Source organism: Siccirubricoccus soli, assembly GCF_024178315.1.
Classification (GTDB): domain Bacteria; phylum Pseudomonadota; class Alphaproteobacteria; order Acetobacterales; family Acetobacteraceae; genus Siccirubricoccus; species Siccirubricoccus soli.
Window position 1 is genome coordinate 1 of sequence record NZ_JAMZIK010000015.1, and the last position, 17,608, is coordinate 17,608.

9 protein-coding genes and 1 pseudogene are annotated in these 17,608 nt (G+C 71.5%); 4 read left to right on the forward strand and 6 right to left on the reverse strand.

The features are described 5' to 3' along the window. The 3 genes and pseudogenes from NJ376_RS02485 to NJ376_RS02495 form a co-directional block, all read right to left on the reverse strand. A pseudogene (locus NJ376_RS02485) lies at positions 1-112 on the reverse strand (IS481 family transposase); the annotation flags it as partial. A 180-nt stretch (positions 113-292) separates the two neighbouring features. Next, a complete protein-coding gene (locus NJ376_RS02490) occupies positions 293-3,154 on the reverse strand; it encodes a bifunctional diguanylate cyclase/phosphodiesterase (protein ID WP_252951655.1) in 2,862 nt (953 codons plus the stop codon). 213 nt (positions 3,155-3,367) lie between these two features. Beyond that, positions 3,368-4,945, reverse strand: coding sequence for a PAS domain-containing hybrid sensor histidine kinase/response regulator (locus NJ376_RS02495; protein ID WP_252951656.1), 1,578 nt, complete (start codon positions 4,943-4,945; stop codon positions 3,368-3,370). Between the two features lie 600 nt (positions 4,946-5,545). Here NJ376_RS02495 and NJ376_RS29105 point away from each other — a divergent pair. Beyond that, positions 5,546-5,803 (forward strand): chemotaxis protein CheB, encoded by a 258-nt coding sequence (locus NJ376_RS29105; protein ID WP_370287792.1) that lies wholly within the window; start codon positions 5,546-5,548, stop codon positions 5,801-5,803. A gap of 612 nt (positions 5,804-6,415) precedes the next feature. On the opposite strand, the gene treY is transcribed toward NJ376_RS29105, so the two are convergent. The 3 genes from treY to treZ are packed head-to-tail and all read right to left on the reverse strand — an operon-like array spanning position 6,416 to position 13,159. Continuing rightward, entirely contained in the window at positions 6,416-9,196 is a 2,781-nt protein-coding gene (gene treY / locus NJ376_RS02500; RefSeq protein WP_252951657.1) for a malto-oligosyltrehalose synthase, read from the reverse strand. Beyond that, the gene (gene malQ / locus NJ376_RS02505; RefSeq protein ID WP_252951658.1) at positions 9,189-11,342 is read right to left on the reverse strand and encodes a 4-alpha-glucanotransferase; all 2,154 of its coding nucleotides are present in this window, start codon (positions 11,340-11,342) and stop codon (positions 9,189-9,191) included. The genes treY and malQ overlap by 8 nt, the downstream gene beginning before the upstream one ends. Continuing rightward, entirely contained in the window at positions 11,339-13,159 is a 1,821-nt protein-coding gene (gene treZ / locus NJ376_RS02510) for a malto-oligosyltrehalose trehalohydrolase (protein WP_252951659.1), read from the reverse strand. The genes malQ and treZ overlap by 4 nt, the downstream gene beginning before the upstream one ends. Before the next feature lie 365 nt (positions 13,160-13,524). Here treZ and NJ376_RS02515 point away from each other — a divergent pair, with 365 nt between their 5' ends. The 3 genes from NJ376_RS02515 (at position 13,525) to NJ376_RS02525 (ending at position 17,605) form a co-directional block, all read left to right on the forward strand. Beyond that, positions 13,525-14,640 (forward strand): THUMP domain-containing class I SAM-dependent RNA methyltransferase, encoded by a 1,116-nt coding sequence (locus NJ376_RS02515; protein WP_252951660.1) that lies wholly within the window; start codon positions 13,525-13,527, stop codon positions 14,638-14,640. Between the two features lie 299 nt (positions 14,641-14,939). Continuing rightward, positions 14,940-15,401 carry a (2Fe-2S)-binding protein gene (locus NJ376_RS02520; RefSeq protein WP_252951661.1) on the forward strand — a complete coding sequence of 154 codons (462 nt, stop codon included), beginning with the start codon at positions 14,940-14,942 and terminating at the stop codon, positions 15,399-15,401. A gap of 11 nt (positions 15,402-15,412) precedes the next feature. Continuing rightward, positions 15,413-17,605 (forward strand): xanthine dehydrogenase family protein molybdopterin-binding subunit, encoded by a 2,193-nt coding sequence (locus tag NJ376_RS02525; RefSeq protein WP_252951662.1) that lies wholly within the window; start codon positions 15,413-15,415, stop codon positions 17,603-17,605. Positions 17,606-17,608 lie beyond the last annotated feature (3 nt).

The window sequence follows — 17,608 nt, forward strand, 5'->3', positions numbered from 1 at the left end:
TCGGGTTGATCCCATGGCGCCGGGCCAGGGCTCTTAGGCTCTCTTGACTATGTTGGATCGCCCGACGGACTGCCTCTGTCGTGCGGGCGCAGCCATGAAGAACCTGGCCCATAGCGCATCCCTCCATGCCGGGGAGAAGACTGCACCATCAAACCCTGGGATCAAACAGCTAGAGCAGATCGCCGTAGGGCGGCATCGCCCGAAGGTGTGAACCGGCTCTGCAACCAAAGGCGTAGAGCGTTTTCGGTGAACGCATGTAAAACGAAAACGCTCTAGGAACCGGCTGCCGAGATCAGGCCGCCGCCGAGGCGGCGCGGCGCGCCTGCTCGAGCTGCCGGAGCATTTCGGGCAGCTCCGCCGCCGGGCGGGGCTGGCCGAACAGGAAGCCCTGCGCCTCGTCGCAGCCGCAGCGGCTCAGCGTCTCGAGCTGCGCCGCCGTCTCCACCCCTTCCGCCGTCACGCCCATGTCCAGCCCGGCGCAGAGACCGACGACGGCGCGGATGATGGCGTTGCTCTTCCGGGACCGCTCCAGCTCCCGGGTGAAGGAACGGTCGATCTTCACCTTGTCGAAGGGGAAGCGCTGGAGATAGCCGAGCGAGGAATAGCCCGTGCCGAAATCATCCATGGCGATACGGACGCCGAGCGCCTTCAGCCGGTGGAGGGTGACCAGGGTCGTCCTGGTGTCCTGCAGCATCACCGCCTCGGTGATCTCAACCTCCAGCCGCGCGGCATCGAGGCCGGTCTCCCGCAGCACCGCGGTCACGGCATCGACCAGGACGCGGCCGGCGAATTGGGCGGGGGAGAGGTTGACCGCGACCCGCAGCGGCGCCGGCCAGCGCGCCGCCTCGCGGCAGGCCTGCCGCAGCACCCATTCGCCGATCGGGCCGATCAGGCCGATCTCCTCGGCCAAGGGGATGAAGGCATCCGGCGGCACCAGGCCGCGCTCCGGATGCCGCCAGCGCAGCAGCACCTCGAACCCCGCCACCTGGCGGGAGGCGAGGGTGACGATCGGCTGGTAGAATAACTCGAATTCGCCGCGGCTGAGGGCCCGTCGCAGGTCGGTCTCCAGCGCCCGGCGGAGCTGCATGCGCGCATCCATCTCCGGCTCGAAGAAGCGCCAGCGGCCGCGGCCATCCGCCTTGGCGCGATAGAGCGCCATGTCCGCCGCCTTCAGCAGGGCGTCGCCATCCATCCCGTCCCGCGGCGCCACAGCGATGCCGATGCTGGTGCCGATCATCACCTGATGGCCCTCCAGCTCGAAGGGGGCGGCGAGCGTCGCGACCAGCCGGCGGGCCAGGGCGGCAGCATCGGCGGATCGCTCCATCGCCACCTGGATGACGGCGAATTCGTCGCCGCCGAGCCGCGCCAGGCTGTCCGCCTCGCGCAGCAAGGCCTGCAGCCGCTCCGCCGCCTGGCGCAGCAGCGCATCCCCCACCGGATGGCCGAGCGTGTCGTTCACCTCCTTGAAGCGGTCGAGGTCGAGGCAAAGCACGGCGAAGGCACCGCCCTGGCGGGCGCGGGCCAGGGCCTCGTCCAGCCGGCGCCGGAACAGGGCGCGGTTGGCCAGCCCCGTCAGCGTGTCGTGGTGCGCGAGATGCGCGATGCGCGCCTCCGCCTCCCGCCGCTCGGTGATGTCGATGATGGTGCCGAGGGCGCTGTGCGGCGTGCCGCCGGCCTCGAATTGCACCCGCACCCGGGCCTCGAGGTGCCGCACTTGGCCGTCCGGCATGCGGACCCGGTAATCCGCAACCGTCTCCGGCACCTGCGCTTCGTGGCTGCGTCGGAAGCTTGCCTGCAGTTCCGGCCAGTCCTCCGCCAGCACCGGGCGGAACCATTCGGCGGCGGGCATCGGTCCCTCCCCTGGCGCGTGCCCCTGCAGCGCCCGGGTCTCCGGGCCGCATTCGACGATGTCCCGCACCAGGTCGTGACGGAAGCCGCCGACCCGGCCGACCTCCATGGCCAGGCGCAGCATCGCCTCGCTGGCGCGCAGCTTCGCCTCCCGCTCCGCCAGCAGCCGGGCCGCCGCCTCCCGCTCCGCGGCGCGGAGCAGCTTGTCCTCGGCCTCCCGCCGGGCGGCCTGCATCTCCCCCAGCGCGGCGCGCTGCCGGCCCTGGCGGCGCAGCAGCACCAGCGCGAGGAGGATCAGCCCGTCCAGCAGCGCCACCGCGGTGGCGACACGCTGAGCCTCCCCCCGCCAGGACTGCAAGGCCTCCTCCTCCAGCCGCGAGGCCAGCAGGATGAAGGATGGAGACTCGGTGGCCCGGGCGCTCACGATGCGGTCGCGGTCGTCCACCGTGCTGCGCGTCCGCAGGACCGGCGCCGGCATGCCGGCCTCGAGTTGCCGGAAGGCAGGGCCACGGGCGACCTTGAGGCCGATCTTGTCTTCCAGCCGCGGATAGCGGGCGAGCAGGGTGCCGTCGCGGCGGAAGAGCGAAATGGAGTTCCCCGGCCCCAGCGCCAGCCGGCGGAAGAAATCCTCGAAGTAATCGAGCCTGACCGAGACGCCGATGAGACCGAGGAAGCTGCCATCCGCCGCCACCAGCCGCCGGGCGAGGACAAGGTTCCAATCGCCCGTGATGCCGTTGCGCAGCGGCGCGCTGACGGTGCGGTCGAACACCGGGCCCGCCTGCAAGCGGCGGAAATAGTCCCGTTCCGCCACGCTGCGCTGCGGTGGCGGCCAGCTCAAGGTGCTGCTGAGGACCTGGCCGCTGGCATCGGTCAGGAAGACGCTGCGGAGCTGCGGCAGGGCAGCGGCCCGTGCCCGCAGGGCCAGGTGGGTCTCGCGGCTGCCCGCCTTCGCCGCGAAGCTTTCCGGCCGGTCCGTCTCCGTGGAGCGGATCCATTCCTGGACCGCGCTCTGCAGCAGATCCACGGAGCTGAAGCTGGCCTCCACCGCCGAGGCGAGCACCATGACCAGGTTGCCGACCTGGCGTTCGGTCTCGCGCAGCGCCGCCTCGCGCTGCTGCATCAGGTAGGTGGCGGCCCCCAGCGGCAGCAGGGCGGCCAGGGCGATGCCGCCGGCCCAGAACAGCACCGTGCCGGGACGCTTCGGCCCCGCCGGTGCCGCCCGCCCGGGCCCGCGGCCCAGGACGGCACCGGGACCCAGCAGCCGCTTCAGGCAGGACCGCAGATCGGTGAACCGCCGCAAAGGCATGGAGCTTCCTGCCTCCTGGCAGGGTGGCGATCGGTCAGGCGATTCAAGGTGACGCGGGGATGTATGGCATCGGACACGAACTGGTCAAGGAATGACAGCCGGGCCGATGCACCCGCCCGCGCCTGGCAGGCAGGACAGGCCGCCATGCCGGGCCGGCGGGTTCTGGCCGCTACCCGCCGGGGCTCCTTGCCGCGACCCTGGCAGAACCGGCGCTCAGACCGCCTGCTGCCGCCGCCCCCCCACCGGCGCCCGGCGACAGGCCAGAGCCAGGGCGCGATCCAATTCGGCCAGGGAGAAGGGCTTCCGCAGCAATGGCATGCCGGCCGCCGCCACCCGCGCCGGCGCCCCGCCATAGCCGCTGTACAGCAGCACCGGCACGGCGCGCGGGCCGGAGCGGATAGCATGGGCGAGATCGAGGCCATCCTGCCCGCCCGGCATCACCACATCCGTCAGGACGAGGTCCGCATCCCCCCCCGCCTCCAGCGCCCGGAGGGCGGCGACGCCGCTTTCCACCCGGGACACGATATGGCCGAGATAGCGCAGCATGTCCGCCGTGAGCGCCGCGACGTCGTCATCATCCTCGACCAGCAGCACCTTCAGCCGCAGCCTGGCCTCCGGCGTCAGGCGCCCCGCCTCCTCCGCCCCCCGCTCCACCTCCGGCGAGACGGCGCTGCGCGGCAGCAGCAGCGTCACCGTCGTGCCCTGGCCGGGGATGCTGGCGATGCGGGCCGCCCCACCGCTCTGCCGGGCAAAGCCATAGACCTGGGCGAGGCCGAGCCCCGTTCCCCGCCCGACCTCCTTGGTGGAGAAGAAGGGCTCGAAGACCCGCGCCAGCACCTCGGGCGGCATGCCGATGCCGGTATCCTCGATGGACAGCGCGACGAAGGCGCCCTCCAGCCCATCCGGGTCGCTGCGCGCCTGCAGTTCCCGGTTCGCCGCCAGCAGCCGCAGCCTGCCGCCGCGCGGCATGGCATCCCTGGCGTTCACGGCAAGGTTCAGCACCGCCAGCTCCAGCTCCCCGGCATCGGCCAGCACCGGCCAGAGCCCCGCCTCCGCGACGATCTCCACCGTGATGTCGCCGCGCAGCGAGCGCGCCAACAGCTCCCGGATCTCCTCCAGCCAGGCGCGCAGGTCGAGCGGCGCCGGCCGCAGGGCCTGGCGGCGGGCGAAGGTCAGCAGGCGTCGCGTCAGCTCGGCGCCGCGCCGCGCCGCCTGCTCGATCGCGTCCATCAGCCGCTCGCGCCTGGCGCCGTCCTGGTCGCGCCGCAGCAGGGCGGTGCCGCTCACGATGACGGAAAGCAGGTTGTTGAAGTCGTGCGCGACGCCGCCGGTAAGCTGGCCGAGCGCCTCCAGCTTCATGGTCTGGAATAGCCGGGCCTGCGCCGCCTCCCGCGCCTTCGTCTCCGCTTCCACCTCCCGTCGCAGCCCTTCATTGGCCTCGGTCACGGCCAGTTCGGCGCGCTTGCGGTCGGTGACGTCGATGTTGAGGCCGATGAGGCGGACGGCATTGCCTACCCCGTCGCAGATCAGCCGGCCGCGGACGGAGAGCCAGCGCTCGCCGCGACGTGGATGATGGATGCGGTATTCCATGCGGATGTCGGGGTTCCGCCGGCGCAGGCAATCCTCCAGCGCCGCCGCCGCGCCGTCCCGGTCCAGGGGCAGGATGGAGGCGAGCCACGCCTCGCGGCTCGGCGTCACCACCGCCGGATCCAGGCCGCAGAGGTCGAAATACTCCTCGGGCCAGTCGATCCGGCCGGTGCAGATCCCAGTCCCAGGTGCCTGCGCCGGCATAGCGCTGCGCCATGCGCAGCCTTTCCTCGCTGTCCTGCAATTGCGCATTGGCCCGGGCCAGGGCGCGCGTCCGTTCGTGGACGCGCTGCTCCAGCTCCTCGTTGCCGCGGATCAGGGCCTGGTTGGTTTCCTCCAGCTCCTCGGCGACGGCCTGCAGCTCCTCCATGGCGAGGCGGAGCTCTTCCTCGGTCGCCGCCTGCCGCGACATCGGCAGGCGCAGTGCCGCCGCCTCCGCCGGACCGGGGTAGGCGAGGTGGCCGGCCTCCGTCTTGCGCAGCCGCGCCTCCGCCTCCCGCAGCAACTGCGCCTGCCGGTTCACCTCCGCCTGCAGGGCGTTGCGCTCCTGCGCCAGCTTTCCGGCCTTTGCCTGCGCATCCTCCGCCGCCACGCGCCAACGCTCGACCTCGCCTTCGAGCTGACGCAGGCGCTCTGCGTCGCTCATGGGCCCTCGGCCTCCGATGGGCGGGCTGATGCGCAGGGAACACCCAGTTGCGGCATGAATCCCCGAACGGCCAGCGCCGCCCGGCGTTCCGCCCTATACGGGCACGGAGCGACCACCTCCTCGCTGGACAGGCTATGGTCCGAATCAGCGGGCGCGGCATGGGAGGCCAGGTACACTACAAGCCCGTCCTCCTCGGCGCCTCCACCGGGGGCGTCGATGCCCTGGCGAAGCTGTGCCAGGGCCTGCCGCACGACCTGCCCGCTACCGTGTTGGTGTGCAGCACTTGGCGTCCACGGCGCGCAGCCTGCGGCCTGCCATCCCGGAACGCGCCGGGAAGCCGCCGGCCCGCGCAGCGGGGCGCGGAGCTCCGCCGGGACATGTCTTCGTGGCGCCGCCGGATGTTCATCCTCTCGTGAGTGAGGATTGTCGCCGGATGCTGTTACGCCGGGACCGCAGGAGAACCGGGTGCGGCCCGCGATCGACGTGCTGTTCCGCTCGGCCGCCATTGCCGCGCGTCCTCGCCGTTATCCTCAACGGGCTGCTGATGACGGCACTGCCGGGCTGGTGGCGTTGAGGCCAGCGTGGCGAGCGCCCGCGGCAAGCTACCGGCATCGAAAGGCTTCTCGAGGCGCGGCGTATCCATCCAGGCGTCGGGGATGACCAGGGGGCCACGGCCGGTCAGGAACAGGAAGGGCATCCACCGCCCCCGCAGCAGCTCGGCCAGCGGATAGACCGGCGTCCCGTGCAGGTCGATGTGAAGCGTCGCGGCGTCGATACGGCACTCGGCACGGCGCGCCAGCCGCAGCCTGTCCTCAAGGGTTGCGCAGGCCCCTCCACCAGGCAGCCGGCGTCCCGGGGGAGACGGGCCAGCTGCCGGCGATCAGGTCGCGGTCCTCCCTGACGAGCACATGCCGTCGCTGGAGAGCCAGAAGGCGGTCCGGTGCCCTCTCGATCAATCCCATGCCGTCCTTCCCTCCTGCCGATGCCTGCCGGCCGCCCAGGGGGAGGCTACCGGCGGCCATGCCGCATCATGGCGCCGCCGCCTCCGGCACCAGCGCCGCTACCGGCCACTCGGCCAGCAGGCCGGAGAGGTCGAGGACCCCGTCCTCGGCCCGCAGCCCGGCGCCGCTCCACAGGTCGCGCCACTGCGTCACCGCCAGCGGCAGGGCCAGGCGGATCCCACCCGCAGCCTCGCCCCGGGCCGGGAAGCGGCGGGCGGCGACCAGCAGCGCCTCCCCCCCCCGGCAGCGCAGGAAGGCGCAGATGCGCTCGGCCATGTCGCCCTCGGCCGTCAGCGGCTGGTAGTCGCCCTCCGCATAAAGCGCCGGCTGGGTCCGGCGATGCGCCAGCAGCGTCGCGGTCAGCGCCAGCTTGAGGCGGCCGTCGCTCCAGGATTCCCGCATCCCGCGCAGCGCCCCGGGGCGGTCCTGCGCCAGGGCCTCCTCCATCTCCGCCAGCAGGCGCTGGCGGGCGGCGAAATCCACCGGGCGGCGGTTGTCGGGATCCACCAGGCTGAGATCCCAGAGCTCCGCGCCCTGGTAGATGTCCGGCATGCCCGGCACGCTCAGCTTCAGCGCCGCCTGCACCAAGCTGTTCTCCAGGCCGAGCCGCGCCACCTGCGACTGGAAGGGCAGGAAGGCGTCGAGGAAGGCGGAGGAGGCGCCGGGCGCCAGCGCATCCCGCACAAAGCCCAGCAGCGCGTCCTCATAGGCCATGTCCGGCGCGGCCCAGGAGGAGTGCAGCTTCGCCTCCCGCACCGATTTGCGCATCGCGCCCTCCAGCCGCTCGGCAAAGGCCGAAAGGGCGTCCGCATCGAGCGGCGCATCGGTCATCTCCGCCGGCCAGGCGCCGAGCAGGAGCTGGTAGAACAGGTATTCGTCGTTGCGGTCGGGCGGCGCGGTGCCTTCCACATCGCCGCGCCGAGCGCGCAGGATGCGGCTCCAGCTCCGGATCTGGCGGGACCATTCCTCCGGCATCTCCGCCAGCACCGCCAGCCGGGCCCGGGTGTCCTCGCCCCGCTTGGTGTCGTGGGTGGAGGTGGAGAGCATGGCATGCGGCCAGCGCTTCGCCCTCGCCGCATTCGCCTTGTGGAAGGCGGCGAGCGGCAGGCCGAGCACATCCGGGTGGCCGCCCACCTCGTTCAGCGCCACCAGCCGGTTCCAGCGGTAGAAGGCGGTGTCCTCCAGCCCCTTCGCCATCACCGGGCCGCTGTACTGCTGCACCCGCATGGCGAAGCGCATGACGGTATGGCGGCTGAAGCCGCTGCGCGGCGCTGCCACCAGGTCGGTCGAGAGCAGCCGCTGCAGGAAGTCGAAGACGCTCGGGTCGAGGTCGGGTTCGAAGCGCCGCGCCCAGGCCACCGCCCAGTCCAGGTCGCGCCGGTCCGCCTCCCCCGGCGTGCCGCTGGCATCCACATAGGTGCGGTAGACCGGGAAGGCGGCGACGATGGCACGCAGGGCGCGGCCGAGGATGTTGCGGGTGAAATCCGCGGTCTTCGGGTTCTGCCTGGCGATGCGCCCGGCATCGCGGGCCAGCACGTTCAGCTCGCTGGCCATCTCATTCGCCATGATGCGGAGCTTGCAGTCGCGCACCACCTCCTCGAAGGGCGGTACCTCGCCGACGAAATCGGCATAGGCGCGGGTCAGCCCTTCCTCGCCAGTGGAATCCACCAGCAGGCCCAGCACGAGGTTGGCGAATTCATAGCCGGTGGTGCCCTCCACCGGCCAGTCCTCGCGCAGCGCCTCATGCCGCGCCAGGATCTTCTCCACCACCAGGTAGAAGGGGCGCGGCGCCCGCTCCCGCAGCCGGGCGAGGTAGCCCTTCGGGTCCAGCAGCCCATCGACATGGTCGATGCGCAGCCCATCCAGCGTGCCATCCGCCAGCAGGGCGAAGACGCGGGCATGGGCGTGGTCGAACAGCTCCGGCAGCTCCATGCGGATGCCGGCGAGCTCGTTGATGTTGAAGAAGCGGCGGTAGTTGATGTCGTCCGCTGCCACGCGGAAATGCGCCACGCGCCAGTGCTGGTCCTGGATCAGCGCGTCCAGGGCGCGCCAGCTCTCCAGCTCGCCTTCCCGGCCGTTCAGCCGGTCCACCGCCTGCTGCACCGCCTCCTGCACGGTCGCGTCCTCGCGTGCCGCGGCGGCCAGCTCGGCCTTCAGCTCGCGCGCCCGGGCGGCAATCTGCGGGCGCCAGTCGGACAGGCCGGCGAAGGCATCGCCGAGGCGTTCCAGCACCGGGTGCGCGTCGCCCAGCACGCGGGCGTAGTGGTGCGGGCAGATGGGCAGCTTGTGCGTGTCATAGGCCCAGACGGCGAAGCTGCCCTCCTCGGCATCGAAACGGAGGCGGAGCTGCCCGGCCTCCAGCACCACGCCATACTGGTCCCCGAGGAAGGGGATCAGCAGCTTGCCGGCAAGGTAGCGGCGGTCGGGGTCCCAATCGATGTCGAACCAGCCGGCATAGGCGGAGTCCGAGCCCCATTCGAGCACGTCCAGCCACCAGGGATTGTCGGCGCCGCCGACGCCCATGTGGTTCGGCACGAAATCCAGGATCTGGCCGAGCCCATGCTGCCGGAAGGCCTCGCACATGGCATGGAACTCGGCCTCGTCGCCGAGTTCCGGGTTGAGCGCGGCATGGTCCACGATGTCGTAGCCATGGCTGCTGCCGGGCCGGGCCTTCAGCCAGGGCGAGGCATAGACATGGCTGATGCCGAGCCGCGCCAGATAGGGCGCCAGCGCCGCCGCGTCCCGGAAGCGGAAGCCGGCATGGAATTGCAGGCGGTAGGTCGCCCGCGGCACCGGGATCTCAGCCATGATCGGCGCCTCCGCGTTCCGCCCGCAGTGCCGCGACGGCGGCCTCGAATCCCGGATGGCCGGGCAGCGCCTCCACCGGCACGGAGAGTTTGCGGCGCCAATTCGGGTGCTCGCGATCGGTGGATGGCAGGTTCACCTGGTCGGGCTCGTCCAGCATGTCATCCAGGTTGGCGATCGCCAGCAGGGCGTTGCTGCGGCCCAGGAAGCCATGCAGCGCGCGTGACAGCGCCGGGATGTCCGGAGGGCCCGCGCCCAGCAGCCCCCGCTCGCGGAGAAGCTGCAGCAGGTTCGCCTTGTCGCGCGCGCGCGTCTCCTCCTGCCCGGCGGTCTGCTCCTCCGTCAGCCGGCCGTGGCGCCGCTTCAAGGCGATGTCGTGCCCCTCCCACCAGCCACGCAGCGTCGGCAGGTCGTGGCTGCCGAGCACCGCCAGGGCCAGGCGGGGATAGGCTTCCGGCGGATGGAACCGGCCCGACGCATCCTGCTCGAAGGCGAGGATGCGGTAGGAGAGGATGTTCGCCGCCGCCATCCGCTCGCGGAACCCTGCCGGCACGGTGCCGAGATCCTCGCCCACCACCAGGCAGCGGTGGCGGTGGCTCTCCAGCGCCAGGATGCCGATGAGATCCTCGATGGGGTAGGCGATATAGGCGCCCTCCGCCGGCTTGTGGCCGGCCGGGATGCAGAACAGGTGCAGCAGCGCCATCACATGGTCGATGCGCAGCCCGCCAGCATGGCGCATATTGGCGCGGATCAATTCGATGAAGCTGCGATAGGCCTCCGCCCGCAGCGCGCGGGGGTGGAAGGGCGGCAGGCCCCAATCCTGGCCGGCCGGGTTGAAGTAATCGGGCGGCGCGCCGACCTGCAGGCCGGAGATCACGGCCGCCTGGTTCGCCCAGGTCTCCGCCCCGCCATTGTCCGCGCCGACCGCCAGGTCGCGGTAGAGCCCGATCGCCATGCCCTGCGCCGCCGCCGCGGCGGTGCCGAGCTGGGTATCCGCCACCCATTGCAGCCAGGCCTGGAACTCGACCTCCGCCGCATGGTCCTCGGTGAACCGGCGCACCTCCGGAGAGGCGGGATCGCGGTAGCCCTCCGGCCAGCGCCGCCACCAGGCGAGTTCCGGCGCCTGGGCGGCGAAATGCGTGCGGAGGGCAAGGAACAGGCAGCTCCGTGCCCAGGCCTCACCGCGCTCCGCCTGGAAGGCGGCGAAGGCGGCGCGGCGCTCCGCCGGAGCGTGCTGGCGGAACTGCGCGTGGAGCAGCCGGAGCACCTGCAGCTTCAGCGCGGCGACGGATGTGTAGTCCACCAGCGGCACCTTGCGCGCCGCGTCCAGCCTCTGCCGGAATTCCGCCGAGGCGACCAGCGCCTGCGCCGCCGGGCAGTCCTGCAGCTCCGGCAGGGCGGCGACATCGATGTTCAGCGGGTTCAGCAGCAGGCGGCTGGCCGGGGAATAGGGGCTGGCGGCCTCGGGATCGTCGGGAAACAGGGCGTGCAGCGGATTGAGCCCGATCACCGCGGCCCCGCGCGGCGCCGCAACCTCCACCAGGCGGCGCAGGTCGCTGAAATCCCCGATCCCCCAGCCCTGCGCCGAGCGCAGCAGGTAGAGCTGGACGGCGATGCCCCAGAGCCGGCCGTCGCGGTCCGGCGCCTCCGGCAGCCAGCACCGGCCGGGCGTCACGACCAGGGACATGTTGGCGCTGCCGGGCTCCAGCGACAGGCGGTGGTAGCCGGCGGGCAGGTCCGCCGGCAGCGGCAGGAGACGGTGCTCGATGCGCGTGCCGCCGATCTCGGCGAAGCCGGCGAAGTCCAGGGCGTGGAATTCCGCCTCGCCGCGCCGCTCCCCTCCTTCCTCCAGCGTGATGCGCCAGGCGGTGGTGCCAGCCCCGGCGGGCAGGCGCAGGCCGATGCGGGCTTCGCCTCCCGTGGCCACCACCGCCACGGGCGGCAGCGGCGCCTGCCATTCGGCCAGCACTTCCCGCGCCAGCACCGCTTCCGCCTCGGTCTCATCCTCGACGGGGCGGCCCATGGCCGCCAGCATCAGGCGCTTGGTCGCTGCGCTGGTGTGAATGAGATCACCCTGCGCGGAATGGTATTGCGGCTCGATCCCCATATGCAGGGCGAGGGCATCGAGCGCCGGCGTTGCCTCGGTCACGCCGCGGTCTCCTCGATGGACCAGCCCAGGAACCAGGCGCCACCCGGCTTGCCCTCCTGCCAGAGCAGGCGCCCGGGCGGCGCGGAGACAGGCAGCGGCCGCGGGGCGAGGTTGGCGCGCAGGTGGAGGATGCCGTGTGGGAACGCCCATTGCACCGCGACCGCGGATTCGCCGAGGATCTCGAACGCGCCGCCTCGCCGGATCCCGGACAGCCGGGGAATGATCTCCGCATGGCGCACAGCCAGGATGCGGCGATACCAGTCCAGCCAGCCGGCATGTGGCGGCCGCGCCGTATCCTCCCAGCGCAGCTTGGCGCTGGCAAAGGTCGCCTCCGCCATCGGGTCGGGGATGCGCGCCCGGCTCTCGGGGTCCGCGAATTCCGGGAAGCGCGCGAACTCGTTGCGACGTCCCTCCCGCACCGCATCCGCCAGATCAGGGCCGAAATCGCAAAAGAAGGGAAAGGGCTGGGCAGCGGCCCATTCCTCGCCCATGAACAGCATCGGCACCTGCGGCAGCAGCAGGTAGCAGGCGGCGATGGCGCGCAGCGCCTCGGGCGCCGCGCTGGCACTCAGCCGGTCGCCGAAGGCACGGTTGCCCACCTGGTCATGGTTCTGGATGAAGGCGACGAAGGCGGTGGGTGGCAGCCCGGCGCTCGGCTCGCCGCGGGGATGACCGCGATAGGGCATGTGCTCGCCCTGGAAGGCGAAGCCCTCCGCCAGGGCGCGGCCCAGCTTCCGCGCATCGCCGTGGTATTCTGCGTAGTAGCCGCTGGATTCGCCGGTGGCCGCCACGTGCAGCACATGATGCACATCGTCGTTCCACTGCGCCGTGTGCTGCAGCGGCCGGCCGGCATCGTCGCGCCGCAGGCGGCTCGCCTCGTTGTGCTCGTTCTCCAGCACCAGATGGATATGGCGCCCCGGCGCCGCCGCGCGCAGCCGCTCAGCCAGCTCCGCCAGGATATGGCGCTTGCTGTCGTCGAGGATGGCGTGCACCGCATCCAGCCGCAGCCCATCCAGATGGAATTCCTCGATCCAATAGAGGGCGTTGTGCAGGAAGAAGGCGCGCACCTCCTCGCTGCCCGGACCGTCGAAATTGATCGCCGCGCCCCAGGGCGTCTTGTGGCGGTCGGTGAAGGTCTCGCCCGCCACGGCCCAGAGGTAATTCCCCTCCGGCCCGAAATGGTTGTAGACGACGTCCAGCAGCACCATCAGCCCGCGCGCATGCGCGGCATCGACCAGCGCCTTCAGATCCTCCGGCCGGCCGTAGCTGGCATCGGGCGCGAAGGGCAGGACGCCGTCATAGCCCCAGTTCCGCCCCCCGGGGAATTCCGCGACAGGCATGATCTCGATGGCGGTGACGCCGAGCGCGACCAGGTGGTCCAGCCTGCCGATCGCGGCCCGGAAGCTGCCCTCGGGCGTGAAGGCGCCGACATGCAGCTCATAGAGCACCGCCTCCTCCCAGGGGCGCCCGGCCCAGCCGGCATCTCCCCAGGCATAGGCGGCCGGGTCCACCACTTCGCTCGGGCCGTGGACATCCTCGGGCTGGTAGCGGGAGGCCGGGTCGGGCACGCGCTGCCCGTCGGGCAACACGAAACGGTAGCGGCTGCCCGCCCTGGCCTCGGCCCTGACCAGCTCGTGCCACCCGCCCTCGCCACGCTGCATCGGCAGTGGCGCCGGCGCGCCATCCAGCTCCAGCCGGACGGCCTCGTGCGAGGGGGCCCATAGCCGGAAGCGTACGCCCTCCCTCTGCAACTCGGCGCCAAAGGGCATGGCGTGCCGGCGGCGAAAGGGCTGGCCTACAGGGTTCGGGTGCGACATGTGGGAGGGTGCTCCAATGACGCGCCAAACCGCGCAGCCTGCCTTCCGTTCCGCGCGGCAGGGAATAAAGCCGGGACGGAAGGCTGGCCCTGCCTGCCGGTCCGGTTCTCCAGGCGGTGGATGGCGCAGGGGGGGCGTGGCCCGGCGCCTGCGGGCGGCGCTCCCCGCCCCGTTCTGCCGCTGACGGCCAGAGGCTGGCGCCCCCCGGATTTGCCGCGTCGCGCGGCGCTGCCTAGTGTTCTGCCCGCGGAGCTTGCCGGGTTGCCGGCGAAGGGGGCCGGCGGGCAGGCCATGGGAGGCAAGGGCCGGCGGCCTGGAAGCGAAGGCCGAGGCGTTCGGCATCGGGCCACCGGCATGCGGCGAAGATGAGGACCGACGAGGCTTTCGAGATCTTCCTGACGACCGTACCGGGCCTGGAAGCCGCGCTCTGCGAGGAGGTCCGCAGCAAGGGCTTCCGGCGGCCGCGGCCGGTGCCGGGCGGCGTCGTCATCGAGGGCGGCTGGCCGGAGGTATGGCGCGCCAATCTCTGGGTCCGCGGCGCCGGGCGCGTGCTGGCGCGGATCGCCGCCTTTCCCGCCCCGCATCTGGCGCAGCTCGAGGCTCGGGCGCGCCGCGTGCCCTGGGGCGAGGTGCTGCGCCCGGACCTGCCCTTCCGCGTGGAGGCAAGCTGCACGGGCTCGCGCATCTATCACAGCGGCGCTGCGGCGGAGCGGGTGGAGACGGCGATCCGGAAAACCCTCGGCGCGCCCACCTCGCCGGAGGCCGGGATCCTTGTCAGGGTGCGGATCGAGCGGGATGTCTGCACCCTCAGCGTCGATACCTCGGGCGAGCTGCTGCACAAGCGCGGCTACAAGGAAGCCGTCAACCGTGCGCCGATGCGGGAGACGATGGCGTCGCTCTTCCTGCGGCAATGCGGCTATGAGGGCAGCGAGCCCGTGCTCGACCCGATGTGCGGCTCCGGCACCTTCGTCATCGAGGCGGCGGAGATCGCGGCCCGTCTCAACCCCGGCCGCGCCCGGCATTTCGCCTTCGAGCAGCTTGCCACCTTCGATGCCGCCGCCTGGCAGCGCATGCGCGCGGTGAAGAGCGAGCGCGTGCCGCTGGCCCGCTTCCACGGCAGCGACCGGGATGCCGGTGCGATCGCGATGAGCCGCGCCAATGCCGAACGCGCCGGCGTCGCCAACTACACCGAATTCCGGCAGGCGCCGGTCAGCGATATCCGCCCGCCGCCAGGACTGCCCGGCCTCGTCATCGTCAACCCTCCCTACGGCACGCGGATCGGGGAGCGAGCGGAGCTCTCGCCGCTGTACCGTGCCCTCGGGCAGGTTCTGCTGCAGCGTTTCGCTGGCTGGCGCGTCGGGCTCATCGCCAGCGAGCACCGTCTGGCCCATGCGACAGGGCTGCCCTTCCTGCCACCCGGCGCCCCGGTGCCACATGGCGGGTTGCGGGTCACGCTCTACCGGACCGGTCCCCTGCCCTGACAAGCCATGGGCGCAGCGGCCATGCGGGCTGCGCATCCGGCGAGACAAACATTGTCGCCGTGCCAGTCGGCCATGGTACACCGCCAGTGGAGGCGTGCGCGACGACGGGGCGCCCAGTTTGCGCTGACCACGCGCTATTATCGACCATAAATAGCGATTGGCATGAAAGCCGCCGGCCAGCGCATATCGTCTTCGCTGTTTCGATTGTTCGCACCGCTCCTGCCTTGTTAGTCTCGCGGGAACACCCAGTATGAAGGCGGACCCGGCGTGGCCGGGATGCGCCCTGCGGGAGAGACGGGATGGCGAAGCTCAACGTGAATGGCCGCGTCATCGAGTTCGAGGTCGAGGACGACACCCCGCTGCTCTGGGCGCTCCGCGAGCAACTCGGCCTGACCGGCACCAAATATGGCTGCGGCGTCGCGCAATGCGGCGCCTGCACCGTGCATGTGGACGGCGCCGCGGTGCGGTCCTGCTCCATGCCGGTCTCGGCCTTCGACGAGACGCAGAAGATCGTCACGATCGAAGGGCTGTCGCCCGACAGCAGCCACCCGATCCAGCAGGCCTGGCTGGCGCTGGACGTGCCGCAATGCGGCTTCTGCCAATCCGGCATGATCATGGCCGCCGCCGCGCTGCTGGCCGCCACGCCGCGCCCGACCGAGGCGCAGATCCGCGAGGAGGTGACGAATATCTGCCGCTGCGGCACCTATAACCGCGTCATCGCCGGCATCCAGCGCGCCGCTGGCGTGTCCACCGCGGGTTGAGGGAGGCAGCGATGAACGCCATCACACCGCGGCGCCGGCAATTTCTCGCCGGCGCCTCCGCCGCGCTCGGTGCCTTCACCCTCGGCTTCCGCATCCCGCTGGCCGGCGAGGCTGCCGCGCAATCCGCTCCCGCCACGCCCGAGGTGAATGCCTGGGTGGTGGTGAAGCCGGATGAGACCGTCATCATCCGCATCGCCCGGTCCGAGATGGGTCAGGGCACGCTCACCGGCCTCGCCCAGCTCGTCGCGGAGGAGCTGGATTGCGACTGGGCCAAGGTCACTACGGAGTACCCGACGCCGGGCCAGAACCTGGCGCGCGGCCGCATCTGGGGCAACATGTCCACCGGCGGCAGCCGCGGTGTCCGCGAGAGCAATGAATATGTCCGCAAGGGCGGCGCCGCGGCGCGGATGATGCTGGTGCAGGCCGCGGCGAACCAGTGGGGCGTGCCGGCCGGCGAATGCCGCGTGGCGGCAGGCGTCATCACCCATGCGCCGAGCGGCCGCACCACCACCTACGGCGCCGTGGCCGAGGCCGCGGGCAAGCTGCCGGTGCCGACGGATGTGGCGCTGAAAGACCCCAAGGACTGGAAGATCGCCGGCCGCCCGGTGCCGCGGCTGGACACGGCGGCGAAGCTGAATGGCAGCCAGGTCTATGGCATAGACTTGAAGCTGCCCGGCATGCTGAACGCCGCCATCCAGGCCTGCCCGGTCTTCGGCGGCAAGCTGCGCAACGTGGACTCCGCGGCGGCCGAGGCGATGCCGGGCGTGAAGCGCGTGCTGCGCGTGGGCGACGACGCGGTGGCCGTGGTGGCCGATACCTGGTGGCGGGCCAAGACCGCGCTGGAGGCGGTGAAGATCGAGTGGGATGCCGGCGAGAACGCCGCCGCCTCCTCCGCCGCCTTCAAGGAGGTGCTGAAGGCCGCGCTGGACGCGTCGCAGGCGGCGGTGGGCAACCGCGCCGGCGATGCGGCGGCAGCCATCGCCGCGGCGCCGCGCAAATTCGAGGCGGTCTATTACTACCCCCACCAGAACCATGCCTGCATGGAGGTAATGAACGCGACGGCGGTCTGGACGCCGGAGCGCTGCGAGGTCTGGACGCCCACCCAGAACGGCGAGGCGGCGCATGCCGCCGCCGCCGAAGCCGCCGGCCTGCCGCCCGCGCGCTGTGAGATCTACAAGATCCATCTCGGCGGCGGCTTCGGCCGGCGCGGCGCGGTGCATGACTGGGTGCGCCAGGTGGTGCTGATCGCCAGGCAGATGCCGGGCACGCCCATCAAGCTGATCTGGTCGCGCGAGGAGGACATGCTGCAGGGCCGGTACCACCCGGTCACCATGTGCAAGCTCTCCGCGGGGCTGGACGCGCAGGGCAACCTCACCGGCCTGCATATGCGCATCGCCGGGCAATCCATCGTCGCCGGCATCTTCCCGCAGAACATCCGCGACGGGCGGGACCCGGTGGTGTTCCAGGGGCTGAACGCCGGCGGCGGGGAGGCCGAGATCGGCTACGGCATCCCCAACCTGCTGATCGACCATGCCATGCGCAACCCGCATGTGCCGCCGGGCTTCTGGCGCGGGGTGAACCTGAACCAGAACACCATCTACCTCGAATGCTTCATGGATGAGCTGGCGCATCTGGTGGGCAAGGACCCGCTGGAATTCCGCCGCGGGCTCATGGCGAACCACCCGAAGCACCTCGCCGTGCTGAACGCGGTGGCAGAGCGTGTCGGCTGGGGCACGCCTCCGGCGCCGGTGGATGGCCAGCCGGTCTTCCGCGGCCTCGCCCAGACCCATGGCTTCGGCAGCTATGTCGCGGCCTGCGCCGAGGTCTCGGTCAGCGATGGCGGAGAGCTGAAGATCCACCGCATCGTCGCCGCCACCGATCCCGGCCATGCGGTGAACCCGCAGCAGATCGCTGCACAGGTCGAGGGCTCCTTCGTCTATGGCCTCTCCGCCGCGCTCCATGGCGAGTGCACGGTGAAGGATGGCCGCATCGAGCAGACCAACTTCGACAACTACCAGGTGCTGCGGATGGACGAGATGCCGAAGGTGGAGACCATCCTGGCCCCCAGCGGCGGCTTCTGGGGCGGCGTCGGGGAACCCACCATCGCGGTGGCGGCGCCGGCGGTGCTGAACGCCATCTTCGCCGCGACCGGCAAGCGGGTGCGGGAGCTGCCGCTGAAGAACACCAGCCTGCGGCGCGGTTAGGGA

Excerpts from the sequence above, each read along its gene's own strand:
- NJ376_RS02520 (WP_252951661.1), top strand. The coding sequence starts at position 14,940 with ATGGCGAAGCTCAACGTGAATGGCCGCGTCATCGAGTTCGAGGTCGAG.
- NJ376_RS02525 (WP_252951662.1), top strand. The coding sequence starts at position 15,413 with ATGAACGCCATCACACCGCGGCGCCGGCAATTTCTCGCCGGCGCCTCC.
- NJ376_RS02515 (WP_252951660.1), top strand. The coding sequence starts at position 13,525 with ATGAGGACCGACGAGGCTTTCGAGATCTTCCTGACGACCGTACCGGGC.
- NJ376_RS02490 (WP_252951655.1), bottom strand. The coding sequence starts at position 3,154 with ATGCCTTTGCGGCGGTTCACCGATCTGCGGTCCTGCCTGAAGCGGCTG.
- NJ376_RS02495 (WP_252951656.1), bottom strand. The coding sequence starts at position 4,945 with ATGCCGGCGCAGGCACCTGGGACTGGGATCTGCACCGGCCGGATCGAC.
- NJ376_RS29105 (WP_370287792.1), top strand. The coding sequence starts at position 5,546 with ATGGGAGGCCAGGTACACTACAAGCCCGTCCTCCTCGGCGCCTCCACC.
- treY (WP_252951657.1), bottom strand. The coding sequence starts at position 9,196 with ATGGCTGAGATCCCGGTGCCGCGGGCGACCTACCGCCTGCAATTCCAT.
- treZ (WP_252951659.1), bottom strand. The coding sequence starts at position 13,159 with ATGTCGCACCCGAACCCTGTAGGCCAGCCCTTTCGCCGCCGGCACGCC.